Source organism: Pseudomonas sp. MOIL14HWK12:I1, from assembly GCF_000510705.1.
In the GTDB taxonomy this organism is placed as follows: domain Bacteria; phylum Pseudomonadota; class Gammaproteobacteria; order Pseudomonadales; family Pseudomonadaceae; genus Chryseomonas; species Chryseomonas oryzihabitans.
Window position 1 is genome coordinate 1 of the sequence record NZ_AZNY01000015.1, and the last position, 15,586, is coordinate 15,586.

General features: G+C 61.2%; 12 protein-coding genes, 1 tRNA gene and 1 pseudogene. All 14 read right to left on the reverse strand.

The annotated features are described in order from the left end of the window. Nucleotides 1-209: GTP-binding protein (locus PSEK12I1_RS24325; RefSeq protein ID WP_231500990.1), on the reverse strand; the 209-nt coding region annotated here is incomplete at its 3' end. A gap of 28 nt (nt 210-237) precedes the next feature. Further along, entirely contained in the window at nt 238-2,340 is a 2,103-nt protein-coding gene (gene fusA / locus PSEK12I1_RS0109860; RefSeq protein WP_027599186.1) for an elongation factor G, read from the reverse strand. Between the two features lie 30 nt (nt 2,341-2,370). Next, entirely contained in the window at nt 2,371-2,844 is a 474-nt protein-coding gene (gene rpsG / locus PSEK12I1_RS0109865; RefSeq protein WP_007163088.1) for a 30S ribosomal protein S7, read from the reverse strand. A gap of 86 nt (nt 2,845-2,930) precedes the next feature. Then, nucleotides 2,931-3,302: a 30S ribosomal protein S12 gene (gene rpsL / locus PSEK12I1_RS0109870; RefSeq protein ID WP_007163089.1), complete on the reverse strand. Its 372-nt coding sequence runs from the start codon at nt 3,300-3,302 to the stop codon at nt 2,931-2,933. 165 nt (nt 3,303-3,467) lie between these two features. Next, entirely contained in the window at nt 3,468-7,667 is a 4,200-nt protein-coding gene (gene rpoC, locus PSEK12I1_RS0109875) for a DNA-directed RNA polymerase subunit beta' (RefSeq protein ID WP_017641871.1), read from the reverse strand. Between the two features lie 62 nt (nt 7,668-7,729). Further along, nucleotides 7,730-11,803, reverse strand: coding sequence for a DNA-directed RNA polymerase subunit beta (gene rpoB / locus PSEK12I1_RS0109880; protein ID WP_027599187.1), 4,074 nt, complete (start codon nt 11,801-11,803; stop codon nt 7,730-7,732). A gap of 224 nt (nt 11,804-12,027) precedes the next feature. Continuing rightward, nucleotides 12,028-12,396 (reverse strand): 50S ribosomal protein L7/L12, encoded by a 369-nt coding sequence (gene rplL, locus PSEK12I1_RS0109885; RefSeq protein WP_017641869.1) that lies wholly within the window; start codon nt 12,394-12,396, stop codon nt 12,028-12,030. A gap of 79 nt (nt 12,397-12,475) precedes the next feature. Further along, complete coding sequence (rplJ, locus tag PSEK12I1_RS0109890) at nt 12,476-12,976, reverse strand: 50S ribosomal protein L10 (protein WP_007163093.1); 501 nt, start codon at nt 12,974-12,976, stop codon at nt 12,476-12,478. A gap of 208 nt (nt 12,977-13,184) precedes the next feature. Next, nucleotides 13,185-13,880, reverse strand: coding sequence for a 50S ribosomal protein L1 (gene rplA / locus PSEK12I1_RS0109895; RefSeq protein ID WP_007163094.1), 696 nt, complete (start codon nt 13,878-13,880; stop codon nt 13,185-13,187). After that, entirely contained in the window at nt 13,880-14,311 is a 432-nt protein-coding gene (gene rplK, locus PSEK12I1_RS0109900; RefSeq protein WP_007163095.1) for a 50S ribosomal protein L11, read from the reverse strand. Before rplK ends, rplA begins: the two co-directional genes overlap by 1 nt. 112 nt (nt 14,312-14,423) lie before the next feature. After that, nucleotides 14,424-14,957: a transcription termination/antitermination protein NusG gene (nusG, locus tag PSEK12I1_RS0109905; RefSeq protein ID WP_007163096.1), complete on the reverse strand. Its 534-nt coding sequence runs from the start codon at nt 14,955-14,957 to the stop codon at nt 14,424-14,426. Nucleotides 14,958-14,968: 11 nt separating this feature from the next. Beyond that, nucleotides 14,969-15,337: a preprotein translocase subunit SecE gene (secE, locus tag PSEK12I1_RS0109910; protein WP_027601417.1), complete on the reverse strand. Its 369-nt coding sequence runs from the start codon at nt 15,335-15,337 to the stop codon at nt 14,969-14,971. Between the two features lie 35 nt (nt 15,338-15,372). Next, nucleotides 15,373-15,448, reverse strand: a tRNA-Trp gene (locus PSEK12I1_RS0109915). 54 nt (nt 15,449-15,502) lie between these two features. Next, nucleotides 15,503-15,586 (reverse strand): annotated as a pseudogene (locus PSEK12I1_RS24330) (elongation factor Tu); the annotation flags it as partial.

Consider the following 15,586-nt stretch of genomic DNA (forward strand, 5'->3'; position numbering starts at 1 on the left):
TACTCAACGTGGGAGGTGTTGATGGTGATACCGCGAGCCTTTTCTTCCGGCGCGTTATCGATCTGGTCGAAACCACGAGCGGAACCGCCCCAGGTGTCGGCACAGACTTTGGTCAGCGCTGCGGTCAGAGTGGTCTTGCCATGGTCAACGTGACCGATGGTGCCCACGTTCAGGTGCGGTTTGTTACGTTCGAATTTTTCTTTAGCCACGAGATAAAACCTCTAGTCAAAGCGCTGATTAAGCTTGTTTCTTGATGATGGCTTCGGCGATGTTCGACGGAGCTTCGGCGTACTTGGAGAACTCCATGGAGTAGCTTGCGCGACCCTGAGACATGGAGCGGACATCCGTAGCGTAGCCAAACATCTCGCCCAGCGGAACCTCGGCACGGATGACCTTGCCGGTCACGGTGTCTTCCATACCCTGGATCAGGCCACGACGACGGTTCAGGTCGCCCATGACGTCGCCCATGTAGTCTTCCGGGGTCACGACCTCGACCTTCATGATCGGCTCGAGCAGCACGGCACCACCCTTCTGGGTGAGCTGCTTGGTCGCCATGGAGGCAGCGATCTTGAACGCCATCTCGTTGGAGTCGACGTCGTGGTAGGAACCGTCGAACACAGCGGCCTTCAGGCCAAGCAGCGGATAGCCGGCAACGATACCGTTCTTCATCTGCTCTTCGATGCCCTTCTGGATCGCCGGGATGTATTCCTTCGGAATCACACCGCCCACGACTTCGCTGACGAACTCCAGACCTTCCTGACCTTCGTCGGCCGGTGCGAAGCGAATCCAGCAGTGACCGAACTGGCCACGACCACCCGACTGACGAACGAACTTGCCTTCGATCTCGCAGGTGTTGCGGATGGTTTCGCGGTAGGCGACCTGAGGCTTACCGATGTTCGCTTCCACGCCGAATTCGCGCTTCATGCGGTCCACCAGGATGTCCAGGTGCAGCTCGCCCATGCCGGAGATGATGGTCTGACCGGACTCTTCGTCGGTCTTGACGCGGAACGAGGGGTCTTCCTGGGCCAGCTTGCCCAGTGCGATGCCCATCTTTTCCTGGTCGGCCTTGGTCTTCGGCTCGACGGCGACCGAGATCACCGGCTCCGGGAAGTCCATGCGCTCGAGGATGATCGGCTTTTCGATCGAGCACAGGGTGTCACCGGTGGTGACGTCCTTCATGCCGATCAGGGCGGCGATGTCGCCAGCGCGAACTTCCTTGATCTCTTCACGGGTGTTGGCGTGCATCTGCACCATACGGCCGACGCGCTCCTTCTTGCCCTTCACCGAGTTGATGACGGAGTCACCGGAGCTCAGTACACCCGAGTAGACGCGGGCGAAGGTCAGGGTACCCACGAAGGGGTCGGTAGCGATCTTGAACGCCAGAGCCGAGAAGGGCTCGTTGTCGTCTGCATGACGCTCGTCGGTGATTTCCTCGTTGTCCGGGTTGGTACCCTTGATCGCGGGAATCTCGATGGGCGCCGGCAGGAAGTCGATCACGGCGTCCAGAACCAGGGGCACGCCCTTGTTCTTGAAGGACGAACCGCAGACGGCCGGGACGATTTCGCAGGCGATGGTACGCTGACGCAGGCCGGCCTTGATCTCGTCGATCGACAGCTCGCCCTCTTCCAGGTACTTGTTCATCAGCTCTTCGTTGGCTTCGGCAGCAGCCTCGACCATGTTGGAGCGCCACTGCTCGGCATCGGCCAGCATGCCCGCAGGAATCTCTTCCTCGCGATAGGTCATGCCCTGGTCGTCATCGTTCCAGAAGATGGCCTTCATCTTCAGCAGGTCGATCTGGCCCTGGAAGTTCTCTTCCGCGCCAATGGCCAGCTGAACCGGGACCGGAGTGTGGCCCAGGCGCTTCTTGATCTGCTCGACGACGCGCAGGAAGTTGGCGCCGGCACGGTCCATCTTGTTGACGTAGACGATGCGCGGTACGCCGTACTTGTTGGCCTGACGCCATACGGTTTCGGACTGAGGCTCGACACCGGAGGTGCCGCAGAACACCACGACCGCACCGTCCAGCACGCGCAGGGAACGCTCCACCTCAATGGTGAAGTCCACGTGGCCGGGGGTATCGATGATGTTTACGCGGTACTTGTCGTACTGCTTGGTCGAACCGGACCAGAACGCGGTGGTGGCAGCGGAGGTGATGGTGATACCACGCTCCTGCTCCTGCACCATCCAGTCCATGGTCGCAGCGCCGTCGTGAACCTCACCCATTTTGTGGTTCACGCCGGTGTAGAACAGAATCCGCTCGGTAGTAGTCGTCTTACCTGCGTCCACGTGGGCGCAGATACCGATGTTCCGATAGCGGTTAATAGCGGTTGTACGAGCCATAAGGTCCTCGCTTGATTGGAAGCGCTAGGCTTAGAAGCGGTAGTGCGAGAAGGCCTTGTTGGCTTCTGCCATGCGATGCACGTCTTCGCGCTTCTTGACTGCGGCACCCTTGCCTTCAAAAGCGTCCATGAGTTCACCCGCCAGGCGCAGAGCCATGGACTTCTCACCACGCTTGCGCGCGGAGTCCACCAGCCAGCGCATGGCCAGGGCATTACGACGGGAAGGACGAACCTCAACCGGCACCTGGTAGGTAGCACCGCCGACACGGCGGGACTTCACTTCGACCAGCGGAGCGATGGCGTCGAGCGCTTTTTCGAAAACTTCCAGGGGTTCGGCATTCTTGGAACGCTCTTTGACCTTGTCCAGAGCACCATAAACGATACGCTCGGCAACGGCTTTCTTGCCGCTCTCCATCACGTGGTTCATGAACTTGGCCAGGATCTGGCTTCCGTATTTCGGATCGTCAAGTATTTCGCGCTTGGCCGCTACACGACGTCTTGGCATTGATAAGCCCTCAAAACGGTCTTCAGGTTAGCTCGGGACTCGTTGCCCGACCTTACTCTTATCGACTCGAACAAAAAGAAAGGTGGTTACTTCGGACGCTTGGTGCCGTACTTGGAACGGCCCTGCTTGCGGTCCTTCACACCGGTGGTGTCCAGCGAGCCGCGCACGGTGTGATAACGCACACCCGGCAGATCCTTGACCCGGCCACCGCGGATCAGCACGACGCTGTGTTCCTGCAGGTTGTGACCTTCACCGCCGATGTAGGAGGTGACTTCGAAGCCGTTGGTCAGACGCACACGGCAGACCTTCCGCAGTGCGGAGTTGGGCTTCTTGGGAGTGGTGGTGTACACGCGGGTGCACACGCCACGACGTTGCGGGCAGTTTTGCAGCGCAGGTACGTCGGATTTCTCGACGATACGCTTGCGTGCACTACGCACCAGCTGGTTGATAGTTGCCATCTATAGCTCCACTGATTGTCTTGCGACATAAACGAAATAGCAGAACGTCAGTCCTGCCCATTTTCGGGGAACGAAAGTCTAAAGAGCTTCGGCGTTCCAGTCAAGACAAAGCCCCCGGACGCCTGGGGCGCCGGGGGCTTTGTCAAGCGAGACCTGCTACCGAACTCAGCTGGCGCTGGAGTTCAGCGCTTCGGTCAGGGCGGCTTCGGCCTCGCTGGCGCTCACGCGCTGCGGCTTGCCGAGTTCGCGCTGGCGCTTGCGCTCGCTGTGGTAGGCCAGACCGGTACCGGCCGGGATCAGACGACCCACCACCACGTTTTCCTTCAGGCCGCGCAGGAAGTCGCGCTTGCCGGTCACGGCGGCCTCGGTCAGGACACGGGTGGTCTCCTGGAAGGAAGCAGCCGAGATGAAGGACTCGGTGGACAGCGAAGCCTTGGTGATACCCAGCAGCACGCGCTCGTACTTGGCGACGAAGCGATCATTGCCGACCAGCTGCTCGTTCTCTTCCAGGACGTGGGTCAGTTCGACCTGATCGCCCTTGATGAAGCTCGAGTCGCCGGTATCGCTCACCTCGACCTTGCGCAGCATCTGTCGCAGGATGGTCTCGATGTGCTTGTCGTTGATCTTCACGCCCTGCAGGCGGTACACGTCCTGGATCTCGTTGACGATGTACTTGGCCAGCGCGCTGACACCCAGCAGACGCAGGATGTCGTGCGGGTTGCTCGGACCGTCGGAGATGACTTCGCCGCGGCTTACCTGTTCGCCTTCGAAGACGTTCAGGTGGCGCCACTTCGGAATCAGCTCCTCGTAGGGATCGGTGCCGTCGGTCGGGGTGATGACCAGACGACGCTTGCCCTTGGTTTCCTTGCCGAAGGAGATGGTACCGCTGATCTCCGCCAGGATTGCCGGCTCCTTGGGACGACGCGCTTCGAAGAGGTCGGCCACGCGGGGCAGACCACCGGTGATGTCGCGGGTCTTGGAGGTTTCCTGGGGGATACGGGCGATAACGTCACCCACATGCACCTTGGCACCGTCGCTCAGGTTGACCAGCGCGTTCGGCGGCAGGAAGTACTGGGCCGGTACGTCGGTACCCGGCAGCAGCAGGTCCTTGCCGTTGGCGTCGATCAGCTTGACCGCCGGACGGATGTCCTTGCCGGAAGTCGGGCGATCCTTGGCGTCGAGCACCTCGATGTTGGTCAGACCGGTCAGTTCGTCGGTCTGGCGCTTGATGGTGATGCCCTCCTCCATGCCGACGAAGGCCACGGTACCGTCCATCTCGGTGACGATGGGGTGGGTGTGCGGGTCCCACTTGGCAACGATGGCGCCAGCGTCGACCTTGTCGCCTTCCTTGACCGAGATCACCGCACCGTAGGGCAGCTTGTAGCGCTCGCGCTCGCGACCGAAGTCGTCGGCGATGGCCAGCTCACCGGAACGGGACACGGCAACCAGGGCACCGTCGGCACGTTCGACGTGCTTCAGGTTGTGCAGGCGGATGGCACCGCCGTTCTTGACCTGGACGCTGTCGGCCGCGGAAGTCCGGCTGGCCGCACCACCGATGTGGAAGGTACGCATGGTCAGCTGGGTACCCGGCTCACCGATGGACTGGGCGGCGATGACGCCGACCGCTTCACCGATGTTGACCTGGTGACCACGGGCCAGATCGCGACCGTAGCACTTGGCGCAGATGCCATGACGGGTTTCGCAGGTGATCGGCGAACGCACCACGACTTCGTCGACGCTGTTGAGCTCGAGGAACTCGACCCAGCGCTCGTCGACCAGGGTGCCGGCCGGCACGATGATCTCTTCGGTACCCGGCTTGGGCACGTCGCGGGCGATGACCCGACCCAGAACGCGCTCACCCAGGGGCTCGACCACGTCGCCGCCTTCAATGTGCGGGGTCATGATCAGGCCGCGCTCGGTACCGCAGTCGACCTCGGTCACCACCAGATCCTGGGCCACGTCGACGAGACGACGGGTCAGGTAACCGGAGTTCGCGGTCTTCAGAGCGGTATCCGCCAGACCCTTACGGGCACCGTGGGTGGAGATGAAGTACTGGAGTACGTTCAGACCTTCACGGAAGTTGGCGGTGATGGGCGTCTCGATGATGGAGCCGTCCGGCTTGGCCATCAGACCACGCATGCCGGCGAGCTGACGAATCTGGGCCGCGGAACCCCGGGCGCCGGAATCGGCCATCATGTACATGGAGTTGAAGGACTCCTGGTCGACTTCCTTGCCCTCGCGGTCGATGACCTTCTCTTTCGAGAGGTTGGTCATCATCGCCTTGGACACTTCGTCGTTGGCCTTCGACCAGAGGTCGATCACCTTGTTGTACTTCTCGCCCTGGGTCACCAGGCCGGAGGCGTACTGGCTCTCGATCTCCTTCACCTCGGCGGTGGCGGCATCGATGATGCGTGCCTTCTCGTCCGGGATGACGAAGTCGTTGACGCCGATGGAGACGCCGGACAGGGTCGAATAGGCGAAACCGGTGTACATCAGCTGGTCGGCGAAGATGACGGTGTCCTTCAGACCCACCACGCGGTAGCAGTGGTTGATCAGCTTGGAGATGGCCTTCTTCTTCATCGACTGGTTGACCACGTCGTACGGCAGACCGGCGGGCACGACCTGGAACAGCAGCGCACGGCCAACGGTGGTGTCGACGATGCGGGTGTTCTTGGTCAGGCTGCCGTCCTTGTGACGGATGGTCTCGTTGATGCGCACCTTGACCTTGGCGTGCAGCGCGGCTTCGCCGGCACGGAAGACGCGATCGACTTCCTGCAGGTCGGCGAACACGCGGCCTTCGCCCTTGGCGTTGATGGCTTCACGGGTCATGTAGTACAGACCCAGAACCACGTCCTGCGACGGCACGATGATCGGCTCGCCGTTAGCGGGCGACAGAATGTTGTTGGTCGACATCATCAGGGCGCGCGCTTCCAGCTGGGCTTCCAGCGTCAGCGGCACGTGCACGGCCATCTGGTCACCGTCGAAGTCGGCGTTGTACGCGGCGCAGACCAGCGGGTGCAGCTGGATCGCCTTGCCTTCGATGAGGACCGGCTCGAACGCCTGGATGCCCAGACGGTGCAGGGTCGGGGCGCGGTTGAGCAGCACGGGGTGTTCGCGGATGACTTCGGCGAGAACGTCCCAGACCTCGGGCAGTTCGCGCTCGACCATCTTCTTGGCGGCCTTGATGGTGGTCGCCATGCCACGGGCTTCCAGCTTGCCGAAGATGAACGGCTTGAACAGCTCCAGGGCCATCTTCTTGGGCAGACCGCACTGGTGCAGACGCAGGGTCGGGCCCACGGTGATCACGGAACGACCCGAGTAGTCGACGCGCTTGCCCAGCAGGTTCTGACGGAAACGACCCTGCTTGCCCTTGATCATGTCGGCCAGGGACTTCAGCGGGCGCTTGTTGGAACCGGTGATGGCACGACCGCGACGGCCGTTGTCCAGCAGGGCGTCAACGGCTTCCTGCAGCATGCGCTTCTCGTTGCGCACGATGATGTCGGGCGCAGCCAGGTCGAGCAGCCGCTTGAGGCGGTTGTTCCGGTTGATGACGCGACGATAGAGATCGTTCAGGTCGGAGGTCGCGAAGCGGCCGCCATCCAGCGGCACCAGCGGACGCAGGTCCGGCGGCAGCACGGGCAGCACGGTCATGACCATCCACTCCGGCTTGTTGCCGGAGCCCTGGAAGGCTTCCATCAGCTTCAGGCGCTTGGACAGCTTCTTGATCTTGGTCTCGGAGTTGGTCTGCGGAATCTCTTCGCGCAGGCGGCCGATCTCGTGCTCCAGATCAATGGCGCCGAGCAGTTGGAACACGGCTTCCGCACCCATGCGGGCATCGAAGTCGTCGCCGAACTCTTCCAGGGCCTCGAAGTACTGTTCGTCGTTGAGCAGCTGGTACTTCTCGAGGGTGGTCATGCCCGGGTCGATCACCACGTAGCTCTCGAAATAGAGCACGCGCTCGATGTCACGCAGGGTCATGTCCAGCAGCAGGCCGATACGGGACGGCAGCGACTTCAGGAACCAGATGTGGGCGACGGGCGAAGCCAGTTCGATGTGGCCCATGCGCTCGCGGCGCACCTTGGCCAGGGCGACTTCCACGCCGCACTTCTCGCAGATCACGCCGCGGTGCTTGAGGCGCTTGTACTTTCCGCACAGGCACTCGTAGTCCTTGACCGGGCCAAAGATCTTGGCGCAGAACAGACCATCGCGCTCGGGCTTGAAGGTACGGTAGTTGATGGTCTCCGGCTTCTTCACTTCACCGAACGACCAGGAACGAATCATCTCGGGCGAGGCCAGACCGATACGGATGGCATCGAACTCTTCGAGTTGACCCTGGTTTTTCAACAGATTGAGCAAGTCTTTCAAGGCCTTTCCTCCTCACGGACCGGAGACGACCGCCGCGCGGTCGTCTCCTCTAGGGTCTCGTGTTATTCGGTTTCCAGTTCGATATCGATGCCGAGCGAGCGGATTTCCTTGATCAGTACGTTGAAGGACTCGGGCATGCCGGCCTCCATGCGGTGATCCCCGTCCACGATGTTCTTGTACATCTTGGTCCGGCCGTTCACATCGTCCGACTTCACCGTCAGCATTTCCTGCAGGGTGTAAGCCGCGCCATAGGCCTCCAGTGCCCAGACCTCCATCTCCCCGAAACGCTGACCACCGAACTGCGCCTTACCACCCAGCGGCTGCTGGGTAACCAGGCTGTAGGAGCCGGTGGAACGGGCGTGCATCTTGTCGTCCACCAGGTGGTTCAGCTTGAGCATGTACATGTAGCCAACGGTGGTGGTGCGTTCGAAGGCGTTGCCGGTGCGACCGTCATACAGACGCATCTGGCCGCTCTCGGGCAGATCGGCCAGCTTCAGCATAGCCTTGATCTCGCGCTCCTTGGCACCGTCGAATACCGGCGTGGCCATGGGAACACCGCCACGCAGGTTCTTCGCCAGGTCGAGGATTTCCTGATCGCTCAGGTCGTCCAGCTTCTCCTGACGGCCACCGATCTCATTGTAGATCTCGTGCAGGAAGCCACGCAGTTCGGCGACCTTGCGCTGCTCTTCGATCATCACGTTGATCTTCTCGCCCAGGCCCTTGGCCGCGAGGCCCAGGTGGGTTTCGAGGATCTGACCGACGTTCATCCGCGAAGGTACGCCCAGCGGGTTCAGCACGATGTCCACCGGCGTGCCGTTGGCGTCGTAGGGCATGTCTTCGACCGGCATGATCACCGAGACCACACCCTTGTTACCGTGGCGACCGGCCATCTTGTCGCCCGGCTGGATGCGGCGCTTGATGGCGAGGTAGACCTTGACGATCTTCAGTACGCCCGGAGCCAGGTCATCGCCCTGCTGCAGCTTGCGCTTCTTGTCTTCGAACTTGTCGTCCAGCAGCTGGCGACGGTCGGACAGGTAGGCCTGGGCCTTTTCCAGCTGCTCGTTGTGAGCATCTTCCGCCATGCGCAGCTTGAACCACTGACCGCGCTCGAGCCCGTTCAGGTACTCGTCGGTGATGACGGCACCCTTCTTGACCGCCGGACCGCCTTCGGCGACCTGACCAACCAGAGCCTGACGCAGACGCTCGAAGGTCGCGCCTTCGACGATGCGGAACTCTTCGTTCAGATCCTTGCGGATCTCGTCGAGCTGGGACTTCTCGATGGCCAGGGCGCGGGAGTCGCGCTCGACGCCGTCACGGGTGAAGACCTGGACGTCGATGACGGTACCCTTGGTGCCGGTGGGCACGCGCAGGGAGGTGTCCTTAACATCGCTGGCCTTCTCGCCGAAGATGGCGCGCAGCAGCTTCTCTTCCGGGGTCAACTGGGTTTCGCCCTTGGGCGTGACCTTGCCGACCAAGATGTCACCGGCACCGACTTCGGCACCGACGTAGACGATACCGGCCTCGTCCAGCTTGTTCAGCGCAGCCTCACCCACGTTCGGGATGTCAGAGGTGATCTCCTCCGGGCCGAGCTTGGTGTCACGGGCCACACAGGTCAGTTCCTGGATGTGGATAGTGGTGAAGCGGTCTTCCTGGACCACGCGCTCCGACAGACAGATGGAGTCTTCGAAGTTGAAGCCGTTCCAGGGCATGAAGGCTACGCGCATGTTCTGACCCAGTGCCAGCTCGCCCATATCGGTCGAGGGGCCATCGGCCAGGATGTCGAACTTGGCCACCTGATCACCCTTGCTCACCAGCGGACGCTGGTTGATGCAGGTGTTCTGGTTGGAACGGGTGTACTTGGTCAGGTTGTAGATGTCGACGCCGGCTTCACCGGTCTCGACTTCGTCATCGTTGACCCGCACCACGATACGGCTGGCATCGACGGAGTCGATCACGCCACCCCGACGGGCCACGACGCAGACGCCGGAGTCACGGGCGACGTTGCGCTCCATGCCGGTACCCACCAGCGGCTTGTCCGAACGCAGGGTCGGTACGGCCTGACGCTGCATGTTCGAACCCATCAACGCGCGGTTGGCGTCGTCGTGCTCGAGGAACGGAATCAGCGAGGCGGCGACGGAGACGACCTGCTTGGGCGAAACGTCCATCAGGGTGACGTCTTCGGGCGCCTTGACGGTGAATTCGTTCAGGTGACGCACGGCCACCAGCTCGTCGATCAGCCGGTTGTTCTCGTCCAGCCCGGCGGAGGCCTGGGCGATCACGTGGTTGGCTTCTTCGATGGCCGACAGGAAGACGATCTCGTCAGTGGCCACGCCGTCCTTGACCATGCGGTACGGGCTTTCGAGGAAGCCGTACTGGTTGGTGCGGGCATAGGCAGCCAGGGAGTTGATCAGGCCGATGTTCGGACCTTCCGGCGTTTCGATCGGGCAGACCCGGCCGTAGTGCGTCGGGTGTACGTCACGGACTTCGAAGCCGGCGCGCTCACGGGTCAGACCGCCCGGGCCGAGTGCGGAGACACGGCGCTTGTGGGTGATCTCCGACAGCGGGTTGTTCTGGTCCATGAACTGGGACAGCTGGCTGGAACCGAAGAATTCCTTGATCGCGGCGGCCACCGGCTTGGCGTTGATCAGGTCCTGCGGCATCAGGCCTTCGCTTTCGGCCATGGACAGGCGTTCCTTGACGGCACGCTCTACCCGCACCAGGCCCACGCGGAACTGGTTCTCGGCCATTTCACCGACGCAACGGACGCGACGGTTGCCCAGGTGGTCGATGTCGTCGACGATGCCCTTGCCGTTACGGATGTCGACCAGGGTCTTGAGCACGTCGACGATGTCTTCGCGGCTCAGGACGCCCGAGCCTTCGATGGCGTCGCGACCGATACGGCGGTTGAACTTCATGCGGCCGACGGCGGACAGGTCGTAACGCTCGGCGCTGAAGAACAGGTTGTTGAACAGGGTCTCGGCAGCTTCCTTGGTCGGCGGCTCGCCAGGACGCATCATCCGATAGATCTCGACCAGGGCTTCCAGCTGGTTGCCGGTGGAATCGATCTTCAGGGTATCGGAGATGAACGGACCACAGTCGATGTCGTTGGTGTACAGCGTCTCGAGCCGTACGACATTGGCCTTGGCCATCTTGGCCAGCATGTCCAGGGTCAGCTCGGTGTTGCACTCGGCGATGATCTCGCCGGTGGACGGGTGCACGATGGCCTTGGCAGTGGTACGGCCAATGACGTAATCGAAGGGCACTTCCAGCTCGGTGATGCCGGACTTCTCCAGCTGGTTGATGTGGCGAGCGGTCACGCGACGGCCCTGCTCCACGATCACCTTGCCGGTTTCGTCCTTGATGTCGAAGCTGGCGATGTCACCACGCAGGCGCTGGGGCACCAGTTCCAGATTCAGGGTCTCGCCCTTGATGTGGAAGACGTTGGTGTCATAGAAGGCATCCAGCACTTCTTCGGTGCTGTAGCCGAGCGCGCGCAGCAGTACCGAGGCCGGCAGCTTGCGGCGACGGTCGATACGCACGAACACGGCGTCCTTGGGGTCGAACTCGAAGTCCAGCCAGGAGCCGCGGTAGGGAATGATGCGCGCCGAGTACAGCAGCTTGCCCGAGCTGTGGGTCTTGCCGCGGTCGTGATCGAAGAACACGCCCGGGCTGCGGTGCAGCTGGGACACGATGACACGCTCGGTACCGTTGATGATGAAGGTACCGTTCTCGGTCATCAGGGGGATTTCCCCCATGTAGACTTCCTGCTCCTTGATGTCCTTGATCGCCTTGTTCGACGACTCGCGGTCGAAAATGATCAGACGAACCTTGACCCGCAGCGGGACGGCGAAGGTCACGCCGCGCAGGACGCATTCCTTCACATCGAAAGCCGGCTCGCCCAGGCGATAGCCGACGTATTCCAGGGCCGCATTGCCGGAATAGCTGATAATCGGGAAAACGGACTTGAAGGCCGCATGCAGGCCGATATCGCGGAACTGGTCTTTGCCTGCGCCCGCCTGCAGGAATTCGCGGTACGAATCCAGTTGGATAGCCAGCAAATAGGGCACGTCCATGACGTGCGGCAACTTGCTAAAGTCCTTGCGGATACGTTTTTTCTCAGTGTATGAGTAAGCCATCAGCGTTCCCCAGCTTGGTCACCAGCTTGTTTGGCCTCTCCGACGGGAGCAGCCGGAAAATCGTGCAAACCCTTGGTTTGCCGCACCCCGAGAGCGAGGTGGATACAGCGCGTTTTGCCAGGCGGATATGCTCGCCCTGCACAAAACGGCAAAAGGCCGGTGGCGTTCGCCACCAGCCATCAGCCGAACGTGAGACGTTCTGGCTGTAGACGCAAGAACCGAACTTACTTGAGCTCGACCTTGGCGCCTGCTTCTTCCAGAGACTTCTTGGCAGCCTCGGCTTCCTCTTTGGAAACGCCTTCCTTGACCACGCCCGGGGCGCCGTCAACGACAGCCTTGGCTTCTTTCAGGCCCAGACCGGTCAGTTCACGAACGACCTTGATGACGTTCACTTTCTTGTCGCCGGCTTCGGTCAACATGATGGTGAATTCGGTCTGCTCTTCGACGACGGCAGCGGCAGCAGCCGGGCCAGCGGCAACGGCGGCAGCGGCGGTCACGCCGAACTTCTCTTCCATCGCCTTGATCAGTTCCACCACTTGCATGACGGACATTTCGGATACGGCGTTGATGATGTCTTCGTTGGTCAGAGCCATGACTCTATATTCCTATAACAGGGTGCGGCTTCAGGCCGCAAATAATAAGAAAGACTTGCAGGAAACGCAGCACGCCTGATCAGGCGGCGGCAGCTTCCTTTTGGTCGCGAATGGCGGCGAGGGTACGAGCCAGCTTGCTGGTAGCGCCCTGGATGACGCTCATCAGCTGGGACACAGCTTCGTCGTAGGTCGGCAGCGATGCCAGTACGTCGATCTGGTTAGCCGGAATGAGCTTGCCTTCGAACGCGGCGGCCTTGATCTCGAACTTGTCCTGACCCTTGGCGAAATCCTTGAAGATACGGGCGGCAGCGCCCGGATGCTCCTGGGAGAACGCGATCAGGGTCGGGCCCTTGAAGGTGTCGTTGAGGACGTCGAAAGACGTACCTTCAACGGCACGACGCAGCAGGGTGTTACGTACGACACGTACATAGACACCGGCCGCGCGGGCCTCTTTACGGAGTCCGGTCATGGCACCCACAGTCACGCCACGGGCATCGGCCACGACAGCGGACAGGGCACCTTGGGCAGCCTCGTTGACTTCAGCGACGATAGCCTTCTTGTCTTCGAGTTTGATTGCCACGGGTTTAACTCCTGGATGTTACCGTTTCGCCCGATGGACTGGGCGGCGTTTTGGTGTCTGACTCGGTAACCGAATCGGGAGCACCATCTGCGTAGGCTAGGGTTTCCCCGGTTTAAGACCTGCGTCCCCTACGGTCTTGGACAGCCCCCGCCAGGCAGGGACCCCAATCTTGGCGCCGTGCCCGAGGGCACGGCGACTTGCAACTTGCTTAGGCTTCCAGGGAAGCCTGGTCGATCTGCAGACCCGGGCCCATGGTGGAGCTCAGGGTGATGCGCTTGACGTAGATGCCCTTGGAGGTCGAGGGCTTCAGGCGCTTCAGGTCGGCCAGCAGAGCTTCAACGTTCTGCTTCAGCTTCACGGGCTCGAAATCGATCTTGCCAACGGAAGCGTGGATGATGCCGTTCTTGTCGGTACGGAAGCGCACCTGACCAGCCTTGGCATTCTTGACGGCGGTAGCGACGTCCGGGGTCACGGTGCCAACCTTGGGGTTGGGCATCAGACCGCGCGGGCCGAGCAGCTGACCCAGCTGGCCAACAACACGCATGGCGTCCGGCGAGGCGATGACGACGTCGTAGTTCAGGTCGCCGGCCTTCATTTCGGCAGCCAGTTCGTCCATGCCGACTTTCTCGGCACCAGCGGCCAGTGCAGCTTCGGCATTGGCACCCTGGGTGAACACGGCAACGCGAACCGACTTGCCGGTGCCGTTGGGCAGCACGGTGGCGCCACGGACGACCTGGTCGGATTTACGCGGATCCACGCCCAGGTTCACGGAGACGTCGATGGACTCCTTGAACTTGATGGTGGACAGCTCGGCCAGCAGGGCTGCAGCTTCTTCGAAGCCGTACTGCTTGCCAGCCTGGATTTTTTCGGCGATAGCCTTTTGACGCTTAGTGAGCTTGGCCATTACACGCCCTCCACATTCAGACCCATGCTACGAGCGGAACCGGCGATGGTACGCACGGCGGCGTCCATATCGGCGGCGGTGAGATCGGCATTCTTGGTCTTGGCGATCTCTTCCAGCTGGGCGCGGGTGACGGTACCGACCTTCTGGCTGTTGGGACGAGCGGAACCGCTCTGAATGCCAGCAGCCTTCTTGAGCAGCACGGAAGCCGGGGTGCTCTTGATTTCGAAGGTGAAGCTGCGGTCGCTGTACACGGTGATGATCACCGGGGTGGGCAGACCGGGCTCCATGCCCTGGGTGCGGGCATTGAACGCCTTGCAGAATTCCATGATATTGACGCCGTGCTGACCCAGCGCCGGACCGACCGGCGGGCTCGGGTTGGCTTGAGCGGCCTTAACCTGCAGCTTGATGTAAGCCTGAATCTTCTTAGCCATGTGCTACTCCAATGATGGGTTCAACGCCCCGCGGGGCTCCCCAATTACTTGCTATATCCCAGTGACGACAAAACCCCGCAGCCTGGGCCACGGGGTGAGGGATGCGGACAACCTAGACCTTTTCGACCTGGCTGAACTCGAGCTCCACAGGGGTCGACCGACCAAAGATCAGTACCGCCACGTGGATGCGGCTCTTCTCGTAATTCACTTCTTCGACGACGCCATTGAAGTCGGCGAACGGACCATCTACCACTCGAACCGTCTCGCCAGCCTCGAACAGGGTCTTCGGCTTGGGCTTGTCGCTGCTGTCGGAGACACGACGCAGGATGGCATCTGCTTCACGATCAGTGATGGGTGCAGGCTTGTCGGCAGTACCGCCGATGAAGCCCATGACCCGAGGGGTATCCTTGACCAGGTGCCAGGTCCCTTCATTCATTTCCATCTGCACCAGGACGTAGCCCGGGAAAAACTTACGCTCGCTCTTGCGCTTCTGGCCATTGCGCATTTCCACCACTTCTTCGGTGGGCACGAGAATGTCGCCGAACTGGTCTTCCATTTCGTGCAGCTTGACGCGCTCGATCAACGAACGCATGACATGCTTCTCGTAACCCGAGTAGGCATGCACGACGTACCAACGCTTAGCCACGGCGAACCCTTTCAACCAACAATCGTGGAAACCAGCCAACCGAGCAGGGAGTCGAGCCCCCACAACAACAAAGCCATCACGAGCACCACTGCAACCACGATCAGCGTGGTCTGAGTGGTCTCTTGCCGGGTAGGCCAGACAACCTTGCGAATCTCGGTACGGGCGTCTTTCAGCAAGCCAAAGAAGGCCTGCCCCTTGGCGGTCTGCAGGGCAACAAAGGCAGCAATGGCTGCCAGCACCAACAGACCTACCACTCGATACAGGATGGACTGAGCAGCGAAGTAGTGGTTGGCAACAACACCGACCGCTACCAGAACGACAACCACCAGCCACTTCAGCGCATCGAAGCGCGACTCTTTGGCTTCCGCCTTGATGCTCATTGCATGAATCCTGTAAGGAGTGCCAGATGGGAATCTGGCAGGCCAGGAGGGAATCGAACCCCCAACCTGCGGTTTTGGAGACCGCCGCTCTGCCAATTGAGCTACTGGCCTGTAACTTGAATCAGGCCGACCATTATGCCGGCCTGACAGTCCAAGATCAATCGATTACTCGATGATCTTGGCAACCACGCCGGCGCCGACGGTACGACCGCCTTCACGGATGGCGAAACGCAGACCATCTTCCATCGC